The organism is Nonomuraea sp. NPDC001636, assembly GCF_040298265.1.
GTDB lineage: Bacteria > Actinomycetota > Actinomycetes > Streptosporangiales > Streptosporangiaceae > Nonomuraea.
In genome coordinates, this window is sequence record NZ_JBEOZT010000043.1 from 44,402 (window position 1) to 63,954 (window position 19,553).

17 protein-coding genes are annotated in these 19,553 nt (G+C 73.7%); 6 read left to right on the forward strand and 11 right to left on the reverse strand.

Annotated features, from left to right (window positions below; translation table 11 throughout):
* Positions 1-51: 51 nt before the first annotated feature.
* From ABT158_RS46685 to ABT158_RS46695, 3 genes are read left to right on the forward strand one after another with little or no spacing between them, the layout of a single operon-like run.
* Positions 52-1,428: an MFS transporter gene (locus ABT158_RS46685; RefSeq protein WP_352365154.1), complete on the forward strand. Its 1,377-nt coding sequence runs from the start codon at positions 52-54 to the stop codon at positions 1,426-1,428.
* Positions 1,429-1,487: 59 nt separating this feature from the next.
* Positions 1,488-1,919, forward strand: a complete 432-nt coding sequence (locus ABT158_RS46690; RefSeq protein ID WP_352365156.1) for an SRPBCC domain-containing protein — start codon at positions 1,488-1,490, stop codon at positions 1,917-1,919.
* A complete protein-coding gene (locus ABT158_RS46695) occupies positions 1,906-2,238 on the forward strand; it encodes an ArsR/SmtB family transcription factor (RefSeq protein ID WP_352365158.1) in 333 nt (110 codons plus the stop codon). The genes ABT158_RS46690 and ABT158_RS46695 overlap by 14 nt, the downstream gene beginning before the upstream one ends.
* Before the next feature lie 20 nt (positions 2,239-2,258).
* Here ABT158_RS46695 and ABT158_RS46700 read toward each other — a convergent pair whose 3' ends face one another.
* Both ABT158_RS46700 and ABT158_RS46705 read right to left on the reverse strand, forming a co-directional pair.
* Positions 2,259-3,443: an MFS transporter gene (locus ABT158_RS46700; RefSeq protein ID WP_352365160.1), complete on the reverse strand. Its 1,185-nt coding sequence runs from the start codon at positions 3,441-3,443 to the stop codon at positions 2,259-2,261.
* 130 nt (positions 3,444-3,573) lie between these two features.
* Positions 3,574-5,817 (reverse strand): arylsulfatase, encoded by a 2,244-nt coding sequence (locus ABT158_RS46705; RefSeq protein WP_352365162.1) that lies wholly within the window; start codon positions 5,815-5,817, stop codon positions 3,574-3,576.
* 110 nt (positions 5,818-5,927) lie between these two features.
* Here ABT158_RS46705 and ABT158_RS46710 point away from each other — a divergent pair, with 110 nt between their 5' ends.
* Entirely contained in the window at positions 5,928-6,515 is a 588-nt protein-coding gene (locus tag ABT158_RS46710; RefSeq protein ID WP_352365164.1) for a TetR/AcrR family transcriptional regulator, read from the forward strand.
* Between the two features lie 102 nt (positions 6,516-6,617).
* On the opposite strand, the gene katG is transcribed toward ABT158_RS46710, so the two are convergent.
* From katG to ABT158_RS46735, 5 genes are all read right to left on the reverse strand, one after another.
* On the reverse strand, positions 6,618-8,846 hold the full coding sequence (katG, locus tag ABT158_RS46715; RefSeq protein WP_352365166.1) for a catalase/peroxidase HPI: 2,229 nt from the start codon (positions 8,844-8,846) through the stop codon (positions 6,618-6,620).
* A gap of 34 nt (positions 8,847-8,880) precedes the next feature.
* Positions 8,881-9,318, reverse strand: coding sequence for a Fur family transcriptional regulator (locus ABT158_RS46720; protein WP_352365168.1), 438 nt, complete (start codon positions 9,316-9,318; stop codon positions 8,881-8,883).
* A 94-nt stretch (positions 9,319-9,412) separates the two neighbouring features.
* Positions 9,413-11,038 (reverse strand): ABC-F family ATP-binding cassette domain-containing protein, encoded by a 1,626-nt coding sequence (locus ABT158_RS46725; RefSeq protein ID WP_352365170.1) that lies wholly within the window; start codon positions 11,036-11,038, stop codon positions 9,413-9,415.
* 270 nt (positions 11,039-11,308) lie between these two features.
* Positions 11,309-11,983 carry an ankyrin repeat domain-containing protein gene (locus tag ABT158_RS46730; protein WP_352365172.1) on the reverse strand — a complete coding sequence of 225 codons (675 nt, stop codon included), beginning with the start codon at positions 11,981-11,983 and terminating at the stop codon, positions 11,309-11,311.
* 56 nt (positions 11,984-12,039) lie between these two features.
* Positions 12,040-12,597: a GlcG/HbpS family heme-binding protein gene (locus ABT158_RS46735; RefSeq protein WP_352365174.1), complete on the reverse strand. Its 558-nt coding sequence runs from the start codon at positions 12,595-12,597 to the stop codon at positions 12,040-12,042.
* 212 nt (positions 12,598-12,809) lie between these two features.
* Here ABT158_RS46735 and ABT158_RS46740 point away from each other — a divergent pair, with 212 nt between their 5' ends.
* The gene (locus tag ABT158_RS46740; RefSeq protein ID WP_352365176.1) at positions 12,810-14,042 is read left to right on the forward strand and encodes a sensor histidine kinase; all 1,233 of its coding nucleotides are present in this window, start codon (positions 12,810-12,812) and stop codon (positions 14,040-14,042) included.
* Positions 14,039-14,662, forward strand: coding sequence for a response regulator (locus ABT158_RS46745; RefSeq protein WP_352365178.1), 624 nt, complete (start codon positions 14,039-14,041; stop codon positions 14,660-14,662). Before ABT158_RS46740 ends, ABT158_RS46745 begins: the two co-directional genes overlap by 4 nt.
* 26 nt (positions 14,663-14,688) lie before the next feature.
* On the opposite strand, the gene ABT158_RS46750 is transcribed toward ABT158_RS46745, so the two are convergent.
* From ABT158_RS46750 to ABT158_RS46765, 4 genes are all read right to left on the reverse strand, one after another.
* Positions 14,689-15,624 carry a TolB family protein gene (locus tag ABT158_RS46750; protein ID WP_352365180.1) on the reverse strand — a complete coding sequence of 312 codons (936 nt, stop codon included), beginning with the start codon at positions 15,622-15,624 and terminating at the stop codon, positions 14,689-14,691.
* Positions 15,621-16,811, reverse strand: coding sequence for an MFS transporter (locus ABT158_RS46755; protein ID WP_352365181.1), 1,191 nt, complete (start codon positions 16,809-16,811; stop codon positions 15,621-15,623). The genes ABT158_RS46750 and ABT158_RS46755 overlap by 4 nt, the downstream gene beginning before the upstream one ends.
* Positions 16,812-18,119 (reverse strand): discoidin domain-containing protein, encoded by a 1,308-nt coding sequence (locus ABT158_RS46760; RefSeq protein ID WP_352365183.1) that lies wholly within the window; start codon positions 18,117-18,119, stop codon positions 16,812-16,814.
* A 254-nt stretch (positions 18,120-18,373) separates the two neighbouring features.
* Positions 18,374-19,435, reverse strand: a complete 1,062-nt coding sequence (locus ABT158_RS46765; protein ID WP_352365185.1) for a right-handed parallel beta-helix repeat-containing protein — start codon at positions 19,433-19,435, stop codon at positions 18,374-18,376.
* Between the last annotated feature and the right edge of the window lie 118 nt (positions 19,436-19,553).

The window sequence follows — 19,553 nt, forward strand, 5'->3', positions numbered from 1 at the left end:
TCGGTTGCCATACTATGGCAACCGATTGGTTGCTATTACTTGGAGGCCGCAATGAGTGTTCCTGTCGCGACCGTCGAGGCCGCCCCGCCGCGCCTCGACGGCAGACAGCGGTTGATCGCGTTCGTCCTGCTCGGCGCCGGTTTCATGCTGGCGGTCGACTTCTCGATCCTGAACGTCGCCCTTCCCCAGACCGGCGCGGGCGTCGGGCTGAGCCCGGCCCAGTGGCCCTGGATCACCTCGGCGTACGCGCTGCCGGCGGCCGGGTTCACCCTGGTGTTCGGCCGGACGGCCGACCTGTTCGGCCGGCGGAGGCTGTTCCTCGCCGGCATGGTCGTCCTGGCCGGCGCCTCCCTGCTCGGCGGCTTCGCCGGCGGGCCCGCGACGCTCCTGACCGCCCGGGTGCTGCAGGGCCTGGCCACGGCGATGACGGTGCCCGCCGCGTTGTCGCTGCTCACCACCACCTTCAAGGAGGGCCCGCTGCGCGCCCGCGTCCTCGGGCTGAACGGCGCCCTGCTGTCCGGCGGCTTCACCGTCGGCGCGCTGCTCGGCGGCGCCCTGGTCAGCCTGCTGAGCTGGCGGGCGGCGTTCCTGTTCAACGTGCCGGTCGCGGTGGCGATCGCAGTGCTGACGCCGTTCCTGATCCGGGAGAGCGTGCTGCCCGAGCGGGTGCGGCTCGACCTGCCGGGCGCGGTCACCGTGACCGGTGGCCTGCTGGCGGTGATCTACGCGGCCGTCGAGACGAACCTCCTGGCGGCCGTCGCGGGCGTGCTGCTGCTGGGCGCTTTCTGGCTGATCGAGCTGCGCGCGCCGGCGCCGCTCGCGCCGGTGCGCATCCTGCGGCGGCCCACGGTGAAGTGGGGCAACTTCGCCGGGTTCGTCATCTTCACGATGGAGCCGGCAATGATCTTCCTGGTGACGGTGTACCTCCAGCGGGTGCTGGGCCTGTCGCCGCTGGTCACCGGCCTGGTGTTCGGCATCCCGGGGCTGGCCTCGGTGGTCGCCGGGGTGATCGCCGGGCGGTTCGTCGGACGCCACGGCAGCCGCCGCGTCCTGGTCGCCGGCATGACGGTCCAGGCGCTCGCGACGCTTCCCGCCGTCTTCCTCGGAACCGGCTGGACGGTGCTGGCGATCCTGGTCCCCGCGCTGTTCGTCGGCTTCTTCGGGCACGTCACGGCGATCGTCGCCTACACCGTCACCGGCACCTCGGGCCTGCCGGACGAGGAGCAGGGGCTGGCGACCGGGCTGACGTCGATGACACAGCAGGTGGCCGTCACCGTCGGCATCCCGCTGCTCGGCGCGGTCGCCGCCACGCGCGCCGGGGAACCGGCCGGCATCCGCCTGGCCCTGCTGGTGGACGTCGCGGTGACGCTCGCGGCCGTCGTCCTCGTCTCCTACGGCCTGCGCCGGCACCCGCGGCCGGAGCGATGACCGTCCACCTGTCGCCACGAGGTGTGGCAACCTTTTCCCTGCCGCATATGGAGGTCGTCATGGGATTCCCCGATCGGGTCGAGCGCACCGTCGAGCTCGCCCACCCGCCCGGCAAGGTGTGGGCGGCGCTCACCACCCCCGAGGGGCTGGCCGCCTGGTTCGGCCAGGAGGCGGCGATCGAGCTGCGTCCCGGCGGGCCGGCGCGGATGAGCTGGAGCGACGGGCACACCGTCGACCTGCGCGTGGAGCGCGTGGAGGAGCCGTCGGTGTTCGGCTTCACCTGGCCGGTCTTCGGCATGCCGGAGGGCGACCCGCGCCGCACGTACGTCGAGTTCACCCTCGAACCGGCCGGCACGGGCACCCGGCTCACCGTCGTCGAGACCGGCTTCGCCCAGTTGCCGGACGACCACCACCGCAAGGCGTACGACGCCCACACCGAGGGGTGGGCGAGCGAGCTGGGCGAACTGGCCGGGCACCTTGACGCCGCCTGACATCGAGGCGGTGGCCGAGCAGGTCTTCGTCGCCCTGGCCGACCCGAGCCGGCGCGCCGTCCTGGCCGAGCTGGCCTCGCGTGGCCCGGCCACGGCGACCGACCTGGCCGCCCGCCTGCCGATCACCCGGCAGGCGATCGCCAAGCACCTGACGCTGCTGGGCGAGGCCGGTCTGGTGACGGCCGAGCCCGGTGAGCGCCGCCGCGTCCGCTACCGGCTGCGCTCGGCTCCGATGCGGGTGGCCCAGCAGTTCCTGGCCGCGCTGGCCAGCGACTGGGACGGCCGCCTCGACGCCCTGCGCGACCACCTCGACGGCTGACCGCCCGTCCCCTCCCCCCTTCACGCGGCCCGGCGGGGACGGGTGAGCCAGGAGAACGACCCGGCCATCACGAGCGCGACCAGCCCGCCGGCGACCATCGCGGCCGAGACCGAGAAGGCGTCGACGACCGTGCCGCCCAGCAGCGCGCCGAGCGCGAAGGTCGCCTGGAACGACGAGGTGAACACGACGGTCGCCGCCTCCGGCGCGCCGGGCGCGGCCCGCAGGAACCACGCCTGGGAGCAGACCGGCACTCCCCCGTAGGCCAGCCCCCACACCACCAGCAGCCCGACCGCGCCCGCCGGCGAGGCGCCGGCCAGGGGCAGCAGCAGGGTGGCCGCCGCGATCAGGCCGCCGCAGACGGCGAAGGCCAGGCGGGGGGCGGTGGCCACGGCCCGGCCGGCCAGGAAGTTGCCCGCGACGCCCGCCGCGCCGTAGGCCAGCAGGACGGCGCTGACGGCGGCCGGGGACAGCCGGGTGACGTGCTCCAGGAACGGCGTGACGTAGGTGTAGGTGCCGAAGTGCGCCAGCACGACGAGGAACGTGCCCAGCAGGGCGATCCCGGTGCCGCGCACCCGCAGCAGGTCCAGCAGGACGCGCGCGCCGGTGACCTGACGGGCGGGCAGCGGCGGCAGCACGCGCAGCAGCGCGACCAGCACGAGGACGGAGAGCCCGGCCAGGACCAGGAACGCCGTCCGCCAGCCCGCCAGGTGGCCGACGAAGGTGCCGGCCGGCACGCCGAGCACCGAGCCCAGCGGCACGGCCGAGAAGATCACCGCCGTCGCGGCGCCCACGGCGGCCGGCGGCACCAGCCGGGACGCCAGCCCCGCCGCGATCGACCAGAAGCCGCCGATGGTGAGCCCGACGAGCACCCGCGAGGCCAGCACCACCCAGTAGGCCCCGGCCACGGCCGCCAGCACGTCGGCGGCGGCCAGCACCGCCATCAGGACGCAGAGCATCACCCGGCGGTCCAGCCGGGCGGTGGCCACCGTCAGGACGGGCGCCGCGACGGCGGCCACGAAGCCCGGCAACGTCATGGTCAGCCCCGCGGTGCCGTCGGTGACGCGGAAGTCGGCGCCAATGGTCGTCAGCAGGCCGATGGGCAGGATCTCGCTGGTGACGATGGCGAAGATGCCGAGGGTGATCGAGGCGACCGCGAGCCAGGAGATCAGCGGCGGGCGCGGCGGGGCGAGGGTGGTGGTGGCCATGGTTCCGTTCCAGGACAGGGGTTGATCTACGGCGAACCAGCCAACCAGCCGCGACGTCCCCGCCACCGGCCGATTTCGGACCACACCGTCAACCGCCCCCGACGACGGCGCGATGCGCGGGAAGGGCCCGTCAGTCGGCGTGCAGCGCGGTCCGCAGGCCGGCGAGCAGGTCGGGGGTCGCGGCGCCCGGCGTCCTGAGCCGGACCGAGAACAGCCGCCCGTTCCACCGCGCCGGGACGCGGTACCGGCCGGAGACGGGCAGCCCGAGGTCGTGGCCGAGCCGCAGCCCGGCCCCGCCGTGCTGGAGCGCGACCGGCAGCAGGCCGTCGAACGCCAGCGTGCCCACCACGACCCCGCCCTGCGACAGGTGGAACGCCGAACCCGCGGGGCCCGTGGTGTGGACGACGTCCACGGACTGGCGGCCGGCGGGCAGCGGGCGGTCGGCGGTGAGCTCCAGCGGCTCCCCGGCGCGGGAGAAGGCGAAGGCCAGGCGGCCTCCGGTGACGTACAGGGCGAAGCCGCCGTTCCAGTCGCCCAGCGCGAACAGCACGCCTTCCGGCTCGCGGGCCGCCTCGATCTCGGCCGTCCAGCGGAAGCCGCCGAACAGCAGCGGCAGCGACTCGTCGCACACGGGCGAGGCCCCGGGCCGGAACGTGCGGTCGTCGCCGGGCGGCCAGGCCGGCCCGATGAGCGCGCCGAAGCGGGCCACGAGGCCGTCGTACAGCGGCAGGACGTTGTTGCGCCCGGCCTCCCTGTCCCACAACCGCCGCAGCTCGGCGACCACCTCCGGATGCCCGGCGGACACGTCGGCCGCCTCGGAGAAGTCGGCCGCCAGGTCGAACAGCGCCCAGTGGTCGGCGTCGAGGTCGCGACTGCCGGTGAGCAGTTCCTCCTCGTCCAGGACGCCCGTGGACACGTGGTCGGTGGTGACCTTCCAGCGGCCGTGGATGAGGGAGCGCGAGCCCAGCATCTCGAAGTACTGGGTGGTGCGCGGCGCGGGCGCCCCGGGGTCGGCGAAGGTGGCCAGGAAGCTGGCCCCGTCGACCGGCTGCTGCTCGATCCCGTCCACGACGTCGGGCGCCTGGATGCCGATCGCGTCCAGCAGGGTCGGGAACAGGTCGTTGACGTGCACGATCTGGTCGCGCACCGCGCCGCCGCCGCCGATCCCGGCCGGCCAGTGGACGATGAGCGGCGTCCGGGTGCCGCCGAGCCAGGTGTAGCGCTTCCACAGCCGGAACGGCGTGTTCCCGGCCCACGCCCAGCCCCACGCGTAGTGGTTGTAGGTGCGCGGCCCGCCCCAGTCGTCGTGGTGGGCCACGTTGTCCTGCGGGGACTCGCGGATGCCGGCGGAGAAGCGGTGCTCGTTGACGCTGCCGTCCACGCCGCCCTCGGCGCTGGCGCCGTTGTCGGAGAAGATCACGACGATGGTGTCGTCGAGCCGCCCGGTCTCCTCCAGGTGGGCGATCAGGCGGCCGAGCTGGGCGTCGGCGTGGGTGAGGAAGCCCGCGAAGACCTCCTGCTGGCGGGCGTACAGGCGGCGGCGGCCGGCGGTGAGGCCGTCCCAGGCGGGCACCCACTCCGGGCGCGGGGTGAGCACGGCGCCGGGCGGGACGACGCCCGTCTCGGTCTGCCGCCGGAAGATCTCCTCCCGCCAGGCGTCCCACCCCTGGTCGAAGCGGCCCCGGTAGGGCTCGCTCCACTCGGGCGGGACGTGGTGCGGGGAGTGCGTGGCGCCGAGGCCGAGGTAGAGGAAGAAGGGTTTGCCGGGGGCGGCGTGGCGCTGGTCGTCGAGGTGCCGGACGGCCTGCGTGAGGAGGTCCTCGGTGAGGTGGTAGCCCTCCTCGGGGGTGGCGGGCGGCTCCACGTAGTGGTTGTCCCGGACGAGGTTGGGCGCGTAGTGGTTGGTGTCGCCCTGCAGGAAGCCGTAGTAGTGCTCGAAGCCCTGGCCGAGCGGCCAGTGGCCGAACGGGCCGGCGGCCGAGCGCTCGAAGCGCGGCGTGAGGTGCCACTTGCCGACGGCGATGGTGGAGTAGCCGTGGTCGCGCAGGATGCGCGGCAGGGTCGCGGCCGAGCGCGGGATGCGGGCGGTGTAGCCGGGGTGGTCGAGCGGGATGTCGGCGAGGAAGCCCATGCCGACGGCGTGGTGGTTGCGCCCGGTGAGGAAGCAGGCGCGCGACGGCGAGCACAGCGCGGTCACGTGGAACCGGTTGTAGCGCAGGCCGCCGGCCGCGAGCCGGTCGATGTGCGGCGTGGCGATGCCGGAGCCGAAGCAGCCGAGCTGGGCGAAGCCGGTGTCGTCCAGGACGACGGCGAGGACGTTCGGAGCGTGCTCCGGCGGGCGGCCGGCCCGGCGGAAGATCGGTTCTGCGGTCACGGCGAGGCTCCTGCCAGGAGAGGCGTACGGTCTTGGACAGCAGACGGCACGAGAGTAAGACAGGTTGTCTTAATCCGCGACGATACCTCGGTGATCCGGAAAAGGTGGGAATGCAGGCCAAAGAGAAGATTCTCCTGGCGGCCGAACGGCTCTTCGCCGAGCGCGGCCTCGACGTCTCGCTCCGGGAGATCGCCGTCGCGGCCGGGCAGGGCAACCATTCGGCCGTCCAGTACCACTTCGACGGCAAGGCCGGCCTGATCGACGCCCTGTACGCCCACCGCATGACCCCCCTCAACGAGCGCCGCCGCGAGCTGATCGGCGACCTGCGCGCCCGCGGCCTGGAGGAGGACCTTCCCGCCCTGGTCGCGGCGTACCTGGCCCCGCTGGCCGAGCACGTGCTAGCCCATCCCGGCACGAGCTGGTACCTGCGCTTCACCAGCCGTTACGTGTTGTCCGGCGGCTACCGCTCCTGGCCCTACTCCAGCGACCACCATCCCGGGGTCGCCGAGCTGGCCGCCCTGCTGCGGCGGCGGCTGCCCGGCCTGACGCGGGAGCGCCTGCGGGTGCTCAACCTGCACATCGTGGTGGTGCTGGCCGACCTGGAGCAGCGCCTGGGCGACCCCGCCTTCGACGCCGGGCGGGCGAGGTCGGCCGTCGCCGACCTGCGCCTCACCGCCCAGGCCCTGCTCACCGCCTGACGCCCGGAAGCGAGGGCCCGCCGGAAGGCGTCCCGCCCCGCCACGCGAGTCTCCGGGCACGCGGAACGCCCGGGGCGGCCGCCCCGGGCGTTCCGGTCACGCTCAGGCCAGGTCGAACCGGTCGAGGTTCATGACCTTGTCCCACGCCGCGACGAAGTCACGGACGAACTTCTCCTTGGCGTCGTCGGCGGCGTAGACCTCGGCGACCGCGCGCAGCTCGGAGTTCGCCCCGAAGACGAGGTCGGCGCGGGTGCCGGTCCACCGCACCTCGCCGGTGGCCGCGTCGCGGCCCTCGAAGAGGTTGGCGTCCTCGGTCGAGTGCCACGTCGTGCCCAGGTCGAGCAGGTTGACGAAGAAGTCGTTGGTCAGCGTCCCCGGGGTCGTGGTGAGGACGCCGAGCGTCGACTGCCGGTGGTTGGCGCCCAGCACCCGCAGGCCGCCCACGAGGACGGTCATCTCCGGCGCGCTCAGCGTCAGCAGGTTGGCCCGGTCGAGCAGCAGGTACTCGGCCGGAAGCCGGTTGCCCTTGCCGAGGTAGTTGCGGAACCCGTCGGCGACCGGCTCCAGCGCGGCGAACGACTCCACGTCGGTCTGCTCCTGCGTGGCGTCCGCGCGTCCCGGCGTGAAGGGCACCTGGACGTCGAAGCCGGCCTCCTTGGCGGCCCGCTCGACGCCCGCGCACCCGGCCAGCACGATCAGGTCGGCCAGCGAGATCTGCTTGCCGCCGGCCTGGGCGCCGTTGAACGCCTTCTGCACGCCCTCCAGCGTGCCCAGCACGGTCGCCAGCCGGTCGGGGTCGTTGACCTCCCACGCGCTCTGCGGCTGCAGCCGGATGCGCGCGCCGTCGGCGCCGCCGCGCTTGTCGCTGCCGCGGAAGGAGGAGGCCGAGGCCCACGCGGTGGAGACCAGCTCGGACACCGACAGCCCCGTGGCGAGGATCTGCTCCTTGAGGGCGGCGACGTCGGCCGCGTCGACGAGCTCGTGCGTCACCGCGGGCAGCGGGTCCTGCCACAGCAGCGTCTCGGCCGGGACCTCCGGGCCGAGGTAGCGGGCGCGCGGGCCCATGTCGCGGTGGGTGAGCTTGTACCAGGCGCGGGCGAAGGCGTCGGCGAGCTCGTCGGGGTGCTCCAGCCAGCGGCGGGTGATCTGCTCGTAGATCGGGTCCACGCGCAGGGCCAGGTCGGTCGTCAGCATCGTCGGGGCGTGCCGCTTGGCCGGGTCGTGGGCGTCGGGCACGGTGCCGGCGCCGGCGCCGTCCTTCGGCCGCCACTGGTTGGCTCCCGCGGGGCTCTTGAACAGCTCCCACTCGTAGCCGTACAGGATCTCCAGGAAGCTGTTGTCCCAGGTCGTGGGGGTGTTCGTCCAGATGCCCTCAAGACCGCTGGTGATGGCGTCGCCGCCCTTGCCGGTGCCGAAGCTGTTGCGCCAGCCGAGGCCCATCTGCTCGATCGGGGCGGCCTCGGGGTCGGGGCCGACGTGGTCGGCCGGGCCGGCGCCGTGCGTCTTGCCGAAGGTGTGACCGCCCACGATGAGGGCGGCGGTCTCCTCGTCGTTCATCGCCATGCGGCGGAAGGTCTCGCGGATGTCGCGGGCCGCCGCCAGCGGGTCGGGGTTGCCGTTGGGGCCCTCGGGGTTGACGTAGATGAGGCCCATCTGGACCGCGGCCAGCGGGTTCTCCAGCTCGCGGTCGCCGGTGTAGCGCTGGTCGTCGAGCCAGGTGGACTCCGGGCCCCAGTAGACGTCCTCGTCGGGCTCCCAGGCGTCCACGCGGCCGCCGGCGTAGCCGAAGGTCTTGAAGCCCATCGACTCCAGGGCCACGTTGCCGGTGAGGATCAGCAGGTCGGCCCAGGAGATCTTGCGGCCGTACTTCTTCTTGACCGGCCACAGCAGGCGGCGGGCCTTGTCCAGGTTGCCGTTGTCCGGCCAGCTGTTGAGCGGCGCGAAGCGCTGCTGCCCGGACCCGGCGCCGCCGCGTCCGTCGCTGATGCGGTACGTGCCCGCGCTGTGCCAGGCCATCCGGATCATGAACGGGCCGTAGTGGCCGAAGTCGGCCGGCCACCAGTCCTGCGAGGTCGTCAGCACCTCAGCGATGTCCCGCTTGACGGCCGCGAGGTCGAGGGTCCTGAACTCCGCGGCGTAGTCGAAGTCCTCGCCGAACGGGTTGGCCACGGCCGGGTTCTTGGCCAGGATCTTGACGTTGAGCCGCTCCGGCCACCACTGGCGGTTGCCGCCGCCCTGGGTCGGGTGCGGGGCGCGCTCGTGCGCGACCGGACAGCCGCCCGAGTCCTCCGACTTGGCGTCTGTGACGATCGCATCATGGTTCTCAGACATGGGAATCCTTCCGGACGAGGCGGAATCTGGGTGCTCAGGAACTGCTGCCGGTGGAACAGGCGGGGCACAGGCCCCAATAGATGACCTCGGCCTCGTCGATGGCGAAGCCGCGGTCGTCGGAGGCGGTCAGGCAGGGGGCGTGGCCGACGGCGCAGTCGACGTCGGCCACGGCGCCGCAGGACCGGCACACGAGATGGTGGTGGTTGTCCCCGACGCGGCCCTCGTACAGGGCCGAGCTGCCCGGGGGGTCGAGGCGGCGGACGAGCCCCGCGGCGGCGAGCGCGTGGAGGGCGTCGTACACGGCCTGCAACGAGATATGACCCACGCGCTCGCGCACCCCGGAGGCGATCGCCTCGACCCCGAGGTGGTCACCCTCGCGGACGGTCTCCAGCAGCGCGACCCGGGCGGCGGTCACCCGCAGCCCGGCGCCGCGCAGCTCCTCGGCGGTCGTCGGAGCGTTCGATGCGGTCATAGCCGCCAAACCTACCTATACAAACCTGAATGACACAAGAGAACGAACCATCCAAGTTTAGTAATATGTCCGGAAATAGCCCCCTAGAAGGGCGTCACCCCAGCTCCGGCCCGCCGCCCTCCAGCAGCCGCCCGCCGGACAGCTCCAGCCTGCGGCCCACCCGGATCTCCGCCAGGAACCGCTCGTCGTGGCTGACCACCACGAACGCCCCCTCGTACGCGCCGAGCGCGCTCTCCAGCTGGCCCACGCTGACCAGGTCGAGGTTGTTGGTCGGCTCGTCCAGCAGCAGCAGCTGGGGCGCCGGCTCCGCGCACAACACGCAGGCCAGCGTGGCGCGCAGCCGTTCGCCGCCCGACAGCACACCTACCCGCAGATGGGCGCGCGCTCCCCGGAACAGGAAGCGGGCCAGCAGGTTCATCCGCTCGGCGGCCGGCATCGCGGGGGCGAAGGCGGCCAGGTTCTCGGCGACGGTGAGCTCGTCGTCGAGCAGGTCGAGCCGCTGCGACAGGTAGGCCACCCGGCCGTCGGCCCGCCTGGCGGTGCCGCCGTCGGGCTCCAGGTCGCCGGTGATCAGGCGCAGCAGCGTGGACTTGCCGGCGCCGTTGGGGCCGGTCAGCGCGATGCGCTCGGGCCCGCGGACGACCAGGTCGATGCCGGGCTCGGCGAACAGGCCGCGGGCCATGAGGTGCTCGCCCTGGAAGACCGTGCGCCCGGCGGGCACGTTGGTGCCCGGCAGCTGCAGGGAGATGCGCTGATCGTCGCGCAGGGCGCGGCCCGCCTCGTCGAGCCGGGCCTTGGCGTCGCTGACGCGGGCGGCGTGCGTCTGGCCCGCCCGGCCGGCCGACTCCTGGGCGCCGCGCTTCATGTTCCCGGCGAAGATGCGCGGCAGGCCGGCGTTCTTGAGGTTGCGGGCGGCGTTGCCGGCCCTGCGCTCGGCGCGCTCGCGGGCCTGCTGCATCTCCCGCTTCTCGCGCTTGAGCTCCTGTTCGGCCGTGCGCACGTTGCGCTCGGCGGCCTCCTGCTCGGTGCGTACGGCCTCCTCGTAGGCGGTGAAGTCGCCGCCGTAGAAGCGCACCTCGCCCCGGTCGAGCTCGGCGATGCGGTCCATGCGGTCGAGCAGGGCGCGGTCGTGGCTGACCACGAGCAGGCAGCCCTTCCAGTCGCCGAGCACGGCGTGCAGCCGGTGGCGGGCGTCGAGGTCGAGGTTGTTCGTGGGCTCGTCGAGCAGCAGCACGTCGGGCCGCCGGAGCAGCTGCGCGGCCAGGCCGAGCGAGACGATCTGCCCGCCGCTCAGCGTGCGCAGGGTGCGGGCGAAGTCGAGGTGGCCGAGCCCGAGCCGGTCGAGCTGGGCACGGGTGCGCTCCTCGATGTCCCAGTCGTTGCCGATGGTGGTGAAGTGCTCCTCGGCGGTGTCGCCCGCCTCGATGGCGTTGAGCGCGGCGATCACCGGGGCGATGCCCAGCACCTCGGCCACGGTCAGGTCGCCGGCCAGCGGCAGGCTCTGCGGCAGGTAGCCGAGCACGCCGTTGACGGACACGCCGCCCGAGCGCGGCCGGTACTCCCCGGCGATCAGCTTGAGCAGCGTGCTCTTGCCGGCGCCGTTGGGGGCGACCAGGCCGGTACGGCCGCCGGGCACGCTGAAGGACAGGTCGCTGAAGACGGGGGTGTCGTCAGGCCAGGAGAAGGACAGGTTGGAGCAGACGATGAACGCGTCGGACATGTGAAGAAGACCTCGACGGAGAACGCGGGCATGCCGAAGCCGCCCGGTGAAAGGACAGGGATTCGGGAAACGACGAACGCGGCCACACCGGCGGCGCTCACGCGCTCACGCCGGGGCCGATCGACCTCCGGTATCACCCGGAGATGTCGTCGTCACCTGCCATGTCTGGTCTCCTAGCTGAGGATCACAAGCATTTCACACCTTAGCAGGCGCCCGCCGCGCTCCGGACGCCTGCCTCCCGCGCGCCCACCGGCGCCGGGCCCCGCCGTGTCAGTGGGCTCCGGCTGCGCGGAGCAGGGCGGCCACTTCCCGCTGGCCCTTGGAGACGGCGTGGGCGAGCGGCGTGACGCCGTCGCGGTCGGCCAGGTCGACGTCGGCGCCGGCGGCGATGAGCAGCCGGACCACCTCCTGGTGGCGCTCGCCGCCGTCGCCCAGGATGACCGCCTCCAGCAGGCCCGTCCAGCCCAGGTCGTTGACGTGGTCGACGTCGATGCCGGTCTTCAGCACCTCGCGCACGTACTCGACGTGCCCGCGCTCGCAGGCGGGGATGAGGGAGACGCCTCCGTACCGGTTGCGCCTGGTCAGGTCCGGCCCGGCGGGCAGCAGCGCCCTGAGCATCGCCACGCTCCCGGTGACGCCGGTGACCAGCCAGGGGGTGTCCTTCCTGGCGTCCTGGGCGTCGGGGTCGGCGCCCGCCGCGACGAGCACCTTGGCCACCTCGACGTGGTCGGCCGCCGCCGCGAGCAGCAGGGCCGTACGGCGTTGCCCGTCGCGGGCCTCCACGTCGGCCCCGGCGCCGAGCGCGTCCCGGACGGCGGCGGCGTCCCCGCGCGCGGCTCCCGCCAGCAGTTCCTCGTCGGCCATTCCCGCTCCCTTCACCTCGCGCCCGCCGCAGGCCGCGAGCATCAGACCGAGTCCCCAGGTCAGGATGGCTCGGCGGTTCATCCCCTCATCCTTCCGTCCGCCCGCCCCCGGCGGCGCGCCGGGGCCGGTCCAGCCGGTCAGCGCAGCTGCCCGGCGACCGCCTTGAGGCCCGCCTGGGCGATGGACTCGTCGATGTCGCCGCTGGGGGCGCCGCCGACGCCGATGCCCGCGACGGGGGCGCCGCCCGAGGCGACCGGCACGCCGCCGCCGAGGAAGAGGGTGCCCGGGATGTCGGCGATGGACGGCCCGCCGCCGTTGATGCCCTTGCCCAGCTCGGACGTCGTCCGGCCGAAGGAGACCGCGGTGAACGCCTTGCGCCGGGCCGACTCCTCGGTCTGCGGGCCCGCGCCGTCGCCCTTGAGCACCAGCCGGGTCGCGCCGGACCGGTCGACGATCACGACGGTGACGCGCTGCTTCTGCTTGACGGCCTCCTTCAGGGCGGCGTCGGCGATCTTCAGCGCGGCGTCGGCGGAGAGCGTGCCGGTCTGCACGACGGGCTCGGCCGCGGCGACCCGGGCGAGGCGAGCGCTGTGGGCGGCGTCGGCGGCCTGGGCGGGTGAGGTGGCGGCGACGGCGCCGGCCAGCACGGCCAGCCCCGACAGCGAGCCGGCGACCAGGCGAGTACGGATGTTCATGGTTTCTCCAGTTCGTCAGGGCGAAGTCGGACACCTCGTCGGACTCCTCCAGGTTTCCGGGCGGGCCGCCGCGGGCCATCGGGAGCACGGGCGATCCCCGCGCGCCGAGCGGTCGAGGGCCGGGTCAACCGATCGGTTGATGCGCGGCCGCCCTGGTGGGGGCCATGCTCGGGCAGGGGATAGTGTCGAAGGGCGCGGCGACGGGGAGGGCCATGAGGGAGCGCACCTGGCTCAACTGGGCCATGCACGTCGGCTTCTACCTGCTGCTCGCCGCCTCGGCTCTGCGGCTGGTGTCCCGTCACGGCATGAGCGCCCAGACGGTGACGTCGCTGGCCGTCTGCGGCCTGCTCGCGCTGGCGTACGCGGCCGGGATCGTCTGGTGGCACCGGCTGGGCCGGCAGGGGCGGCTGGTCTGGCTGGGCGGCGTGGCGGCGGTGTGGCTGGCGCTGGTGGTGCTGGCGCCGTCGTTCAGCTGGTGCGCGGTCCCCCTGCTCTTCCTGTGCCTGCGGCTGCTCAACGCGCACGGCTTCGCGGTGGCCGCCGCGGCGCTGACGCTGGTGGTGATCGTGGCGCAGCTGGAGATCGCCCGCGAGCTCGACGTCAGCCTGATCCTCGCGCCGGTCGGCATCGCGGCCATGACGGCGGTGATCTTCGGGGAGCTGCAGCGCGAGAGCGCCGCCCGGCAGCTGCTCATCGACGACCTGATCAGCACCCGCGGCACGCTGGCCGACTCCCGCCACCGCACCGGCGTCCTGGAGGAGCGCGAGCGGCTGGCCAGGGAGATCCACGACACCCTGGCCCAGGGCCTGACCAGCATGGGCATCCTGCTCCAGGCCGCCGACCGCATGTGGGCCGCCGACCCGGCCCAGGCTCGCGCCCACGTACGGCGGGCCGCCGCGGCCGCCGCCGACAACCTGGCCGAGGCGCGGCGGTTCGTCCGCGACCTCCAGCCGCCCGGCCTGGTGGACGTCACGCTGCCCGAGGCCCTCGCCCGGCTGTGCGCGGACGCCGGCGAGACCGGGCCGCGGGTGCGTTTCCGGCTGGCGGGCGAGGAGTACCCGCTGGCGCCGGAGGTGCAGGCGGCGCTGCTGCGGGTGGCGCAGGCGGCGCTGGCCAACGTCCGCGACCACGCCGCCCCGGCGGCGGACCCGGCGGCGGACCCGGCGGCGGACCCGGCGGCGGACCCGGCGGCCGGGGTGACGGTCACGGTGACGCTGTCCTACCTCGACGGCGAGGTGACGCTCGACGTGTTCGACGACGGCGTCGGCTTCGCCGAACCGGCCCCCGCTCCCGGCCGCGGCTACGGGTTGCGGGCGATGCGCGACCGGCTGGCGGAGGTGCACGGCGTCCTGGTCGTGGAGAGCGCGCCCGGCGAGGGCACGGCGGTCGCGGCCCGGGTGCCCGCCGCGTGGCCGCCGCGGGCCCCGGACGGCGGTGCGGCATGAGGTTGTTCCTGGTCGACGACCATCCGGTGGTCCGGGCGGGGCTGGTGGCGCTGCTCGGCGGCGAGCCCGACATGGAGATCGTCGGCGAGGCGGCCGACGGCGCCGAGGCGTTGCGCGGCATCGCCGCCTGCTCCCCCGACGTCGTCCTCATGGACCTGCAGCTCGGCGAGGGCGTCGACGGCGTGGAGGTCACCCGGCGGGTCCGCGGGCTGCCCGCGCCGCCGCAGGTGCTGGTGCTGACGACGTACGAGAGCGACGCCGACATCATGCGGGCCGTCGACGCGGGGGCCATCGGCTACCTGCTCAAGGCGTGCCCGCCGGAGGAGCTGTTCCAGGGCATCAGGGCCGCGGCCAGGGGCGAGAGCGTGTTGTCGGCCAAGGTGGCGACCCGGATGATGCGGCGCATGCGCGAGCCGGGCCCGGCGCTGAGCGCCCGCGAGGTCGAGCTGCTGGAGCTGCTGGCCAGCGGGGCGAGCAACCGGGAGATCGCCCGCCGGCTCTACATCACCGAGGCGACGGTCAAGACCCACCTGGTGCACATCTACGACAAGCTCGGCGTGGACACGCGCACGGCCGCGGTCACGGCCGCGGTCGAGCGGCGTCTGATCCGGCTCCCCTGACCGCGCCCGGACGGGGGCCCCGGGTGTCAGCGGACGGCGGCGGGCGAGCTCGCGCCGGGGATCAGCCGGCGGGGCGGGCCGCCGCCGACGTCGGCCGCCCACACGTCGCCGTCCTTGGCGTACATGACGGTGCGGTCGTCCAGCCAGGCGGCCTGGTCGTCGATGCTGGCCCGCTCCCCCAGCGGGGTCTCCCGCATGCTGGCCAGGTCCAGCAGGTGCAGCCGCCACGGGCCGGGCGAGACGCGTTTCTTGAACACCAGCCGGGTCCCGTCCGGCGACAGGGACGGGCACTCGGCGTTCTCCCTGAGCGTGCGCGCCCGCCAGGCGCCGAAGTCGCCCTCCACCAGGTACGTCCTGCCCTTGGTCGAGACGGTCGCGTAGAAGCGGTTGTCGTCGGCGGCGAACGTGACGCCCCAGTAGTTGACGTCGGCCGAGTGGTAGCGGCGGCCGTCGAGGTAGAGCGGGATGTCCTCCATGTTGGTGATGAGGTAGCCGGTCCGGGTGTCGAGGATGCCGGTCCAGGTGGAGAAGCCGCCGGTGCTGTAGGAGTCGCCGGTGACGAACACCGTCCAGGAGGCCATCCGGCCGCTGGCCGACACGCGGGCCCGGCTCGGGACGCCGGCCAGGTTGATCCGGCGGGTCTCCTTGAGCGACCGGTCCAGGACGAGCGCCTCGGTCTTCGGCAGCGGGCCGGGCCTGGTGACCAGGCAGAGGGTGGTGCCGTTCGCCGTGTAGAAGCGGTCGCAGGCCCGGGAGCTGACCCGCGGCGGCGCGCCCGGCTCGGCGAGCGGCACGGAGGCGACGCGTCCGCCGCTGCGCACCAGCACCCGGCCCGGCTCGCCGGCGTCGAAGCCCGCGACGGCGGGCCCGGCCTGGCGCGAGGACGCCGCCCAGGTGGCGTACGCGGTCGCGCCGCCCGCCAGCAGGACCACCGCGGCCAGGAGCACGAGCACCCGTCTCATGGACGACCTCCTTGTGATCGCAGCGCCCGCCATGCGATCGCGGACGCCGTCACCAGCCCCGCGGCCATCACCGCCAGCGCCGGCCCCTCCCCCGTCCCGGCCCACAGCAGGCCGAACAGGATGGACGACACCATCCGGGCCGTGGCCTGCCCGGTCTGCAGCAGCGCCAGCCCGCCGGTGCGCGCGCTCTCGGGCAGCATCGGCCCGGTCAGGGCCATCAGCACCCCGTCGGTGGCGGCGTAGAACAGGCCGTGCAGCAGCAGCGCGGGCAGCAGCCACGCCGGGCCCATCAGCACCAGGTAGACCGCGAGCAGCGCCACGTGCCCGGCGACGAACACCGTCGCGCGCCCGAACCGGTCGGCCAGCCTGCCGAGCGGCACGGCGAGCAGCAGGTACGCGCCCGCCGTGCCGAGCGGCAGCAGCGGGAACAGCTCGGGCGCGATCGCCAGCCGCCGCTGCAGCACGAGGTAGACGAACGAGTCGCTGACCGTGACCAGGCCGAGCGCCACCGCCACCAGGCAGGCCCGGCGGAACCCGGGCTCCCGCGTCACCGCCGCCCGCAGCCGGACGCGGGCCGTCAGCGGGCCGCGCCGGTCCCGGACGTACAGGACCAGCAGCAGCACGGCCAGCGCGGCCACGCAGAAGCTGGTCACGAACACCGCGTCGTAGGCGCCGGCCGTCGCCGTCAGCACCGCGAAGGCGGCCAGCGGCCCGAGGAAGGCGCCCACGGTGTCCATCGCCCGGTGCACCCCGAACGCGCCGCCCAGCCGGTCGGGCGGGGCGCTCAGGGTGATGAGGGCGTCGCGGGGCGCGGTGCGCAGTCCCTTGCCGGTGCGGTCGGCGGCCAGCACCAGGCCGAGCGCGGCGGCCGACCCGCCGGCCGCGAGCAGGCCCAGCTTGCAGACGGCCGAGAGCCCGTACCCGAGCCCGGCGACCAGCTTGCGGCGGCTCCACCGGTCGGCGGCGTGCCCGCCGGCCAGCCTGACCAGCGCGGTGACGCCGAAGTACAGACCGTCCAGCAGGCCGAACTGCACCAGGCTGAGCCCGAGCGCGCCCACCAGGTACAGCGGCAGGACCGCGGTGACCATCTCCGACGAGACGTCCGTGACCAGGCTGACCAGGCCGAGCGCCACCACGTTGGCGGGCACCGCCCTGGTCAGCCGGGTGCCGAGCAGCGAGATGTACATCTAGTGGCAGGAGTAGGTCGGGCTGGTGTCCTTGACCGAGCCGTCGGTCCCGATCAGCTGCCAGCCGAACGTGCTGCCGGTGAAGGTCAGCTTCAGCACGCCGAACGTGCCGCTCAGCCGCTTCTGGCTGTTCGGCTGCACGTTCTCGATCTGGTACGGCGACGCGCCGCCCATCCCGCCGAGCACCTCGACGATGCCCTTCGCGGTGTCGGCCTGGGCGCTGGGGTTCTGCGGCCCGAACCGCTCGTAGTGGTGGTCGTGCCCGTTGAGCACGAACTCGGCGCCGGCCGCGTACAGGGCCTGCCACACGGGCTTGGAGACGGGGTCGTTGCCGTGCTCGCCGGAGCTGAACAGCGGGTGGTGCCAGTACGCGGCCACGCACGGCTTGGTGGTGGCGGCGAGGTCGTTCTTGAGCCAGGTGAGCTGGGCGGACTGGTCGAAGTGGTTGGAGTCGAGCGCGACGAAGTGCCAGTTGCCCCGGTCGTAGCTGTAGTAGCTCTTGCCCTGCGGGAAGGCGATGGCCCCGAAGTACGACTTGTACCCGGCTTCCGACCCGGCCGGGTCGTAGGTCTCGTGGTTGCCGGGGACCGGGTGGGTCTTGGCCTTGAACCTGCCCCACGTCTTGTCGTAGTAGTTGCGGAAGTCCGACAGCAGGGCGTCGTCGTACTGGTTGTCGCCCATGGTGATGACGAACTCGGGGTTCATCGACTCGACCAGGGCGGCCGTCTTCGGGTGCACGCAGGAGGAGGAGCTCGCGGTGCACTGCTCGGCGATGTCACCGGCGGCGGCCACCACGAACGTGTCGCCCGGCGGGTCGGTGGGCTGGGTGCCGCCGCCGTAGACCTGCATCTCCCACAGGGAGTAGCCGTAGGAGGTGCCGCGCGCGGTCCCGTACATGCGGACGTAGCGGCCGGTGCCGGTCACAGCGAGGTCGTCCACGCCGCCGTCGCCGGTGGTGGTGGAGTAGACGTCGGTCCAGGCGCTCCCGTCCGGGGAGGTCTGGATCTTGTACGACTTGGCGTAGGCGTCCTCCCAGGTCAGCTTGACCCGGCTGATCTGCTGGGCGGCGCCGAGGTCGACGCGCAGCCATTCGGGGTCGTGGCCTTCGGCCGAGGCCCACCGGGTGGCGGCGAGGTCGCCGTCGAAGGCCTTGGCGGCGGCGTAGGAGGAGGTTTCCGTGGAGGAGGAGGTGGCGGGTTTGCCCTGTGACAGCAGCGTCTCGGCGGTGCCGGCCGAGGCGGTGGCGGCCACGAGCAGGCCGGCCACCAGGCCGATCACGGCCATGACGGCCAGGCGGACTCTGGACATGGCGATTCTCCTGGGGGTGAGAGATCGGAGCACGGTCCGGTGGGCGGCCGGGGCAGGAGTCTTTCGCTGAGCGCGTCACATCCTGGGGGAGGAAGCCGCGCCGAGCCGCTTACCGGGATCGTGGCGCAGGGTGCTGAGGGCTGTCAATGAAGTTAGGAAGGTTTCTTAACCCTGTTGGGCGGGGTTCACCCGGGCGGCGCGCGGCACGGCGAGGACGCCGCCCGGGGGCCGGGCGGCCGGTCCCGAGCGGGCCGTCAGCCGGGGGTCACCGGGACGTTCGTCAGCCCGCGAGTGGCGCCCGTGACCGTGTTGGAGGAGCGCACGACGTTGGGGTCAGCCGCGCACTTCGACGTCGAGGTGATCTTGATGGCGTACTCGCCGACGCCGCCGAGATCGGACCGGTTGCCGCGCCAGACGTTCCCGCAGCCGTTGAGGAAGGACGGCGTCGTGGCCGGATTGTGCGTCTCGTAGCCGTTGGCGAAGGTGCCGGGCGGGGCGAACGTGCCGGTGTTGTTCTCGATGGTGTAGCCGGAGCCCTTGACGTCCACCCAGGAGTCGGCGGAGTTCTGGCCGCTGACGCCGGTGCCGTCGAAGGTGTTGCCGCTGATCAGGCCGCCGCTGGTGCCCTCCTTGACGTCGATGTGCTCGGCGGCGACGTACGGGCCGATCGTGTTCCCGACGACCTGGACGCGGTCCGAGCGGTCCGCGCCGCCGGTGTTGCCGTGGCAGCCCCAGTTGGAGCCGGCCGAGCCGAGGTAGACGCCCTCGCCGTAACCCGGCTGGACGAGGCCGGTGTGGGTGATGCGGGAGTTCCGCAGCACGCCGTCGGACGAGCTGCGCCGGAAGTGCACGCCCTCGTCCTCGACGTGGTGCACGTACACGCCGTCGATCACCACGTGCGGGGAGGCGTCCAGGACGACGCCCTTCTTGGAGTCCTTGACGGTGAACCCGGTGAGCCGCCAGTACGGCGCCTCGTACAGCCACAGCCCGTAGCCGGAGTCCCAGCCGCCGCCGGGCGCCGGGCAGGACGGCGCGGCGCCGGAGGGACCGTCGTTGACCAGGACGGCGTCCGCCGGCCCGGTCAGCGTGATCGGGGCGGCGGACGTTCCGGGACGCCGGGCGACGAACGCGCCGTGGTACTCGCCGGGCGCGAGCCTGATGGTCTGGCCGGGAACCGCCGCGGCCAGCGCGCCGGCGAGCTGCGCCGCCGTGGCCACCTCGACCACCTCTGCACTGCTCTCTCCGGACGGTGGCATCGCGGCGGCCGGAGTGGCGAGCAGGAGCGGCAGCAGGCCGGTCAGCAGGGCCCGTCTCATGAGGTTCCTCCCTTCGGGGGCCGTGGGCGCGGGCGGCGGGGGCGGGGGCCCGGGGGGGGTTGGCCCCCGGGCGGGGGCCCCCCGGGTTGCGGGGGCCCGGGTAAGTTAAAGGAGCGGT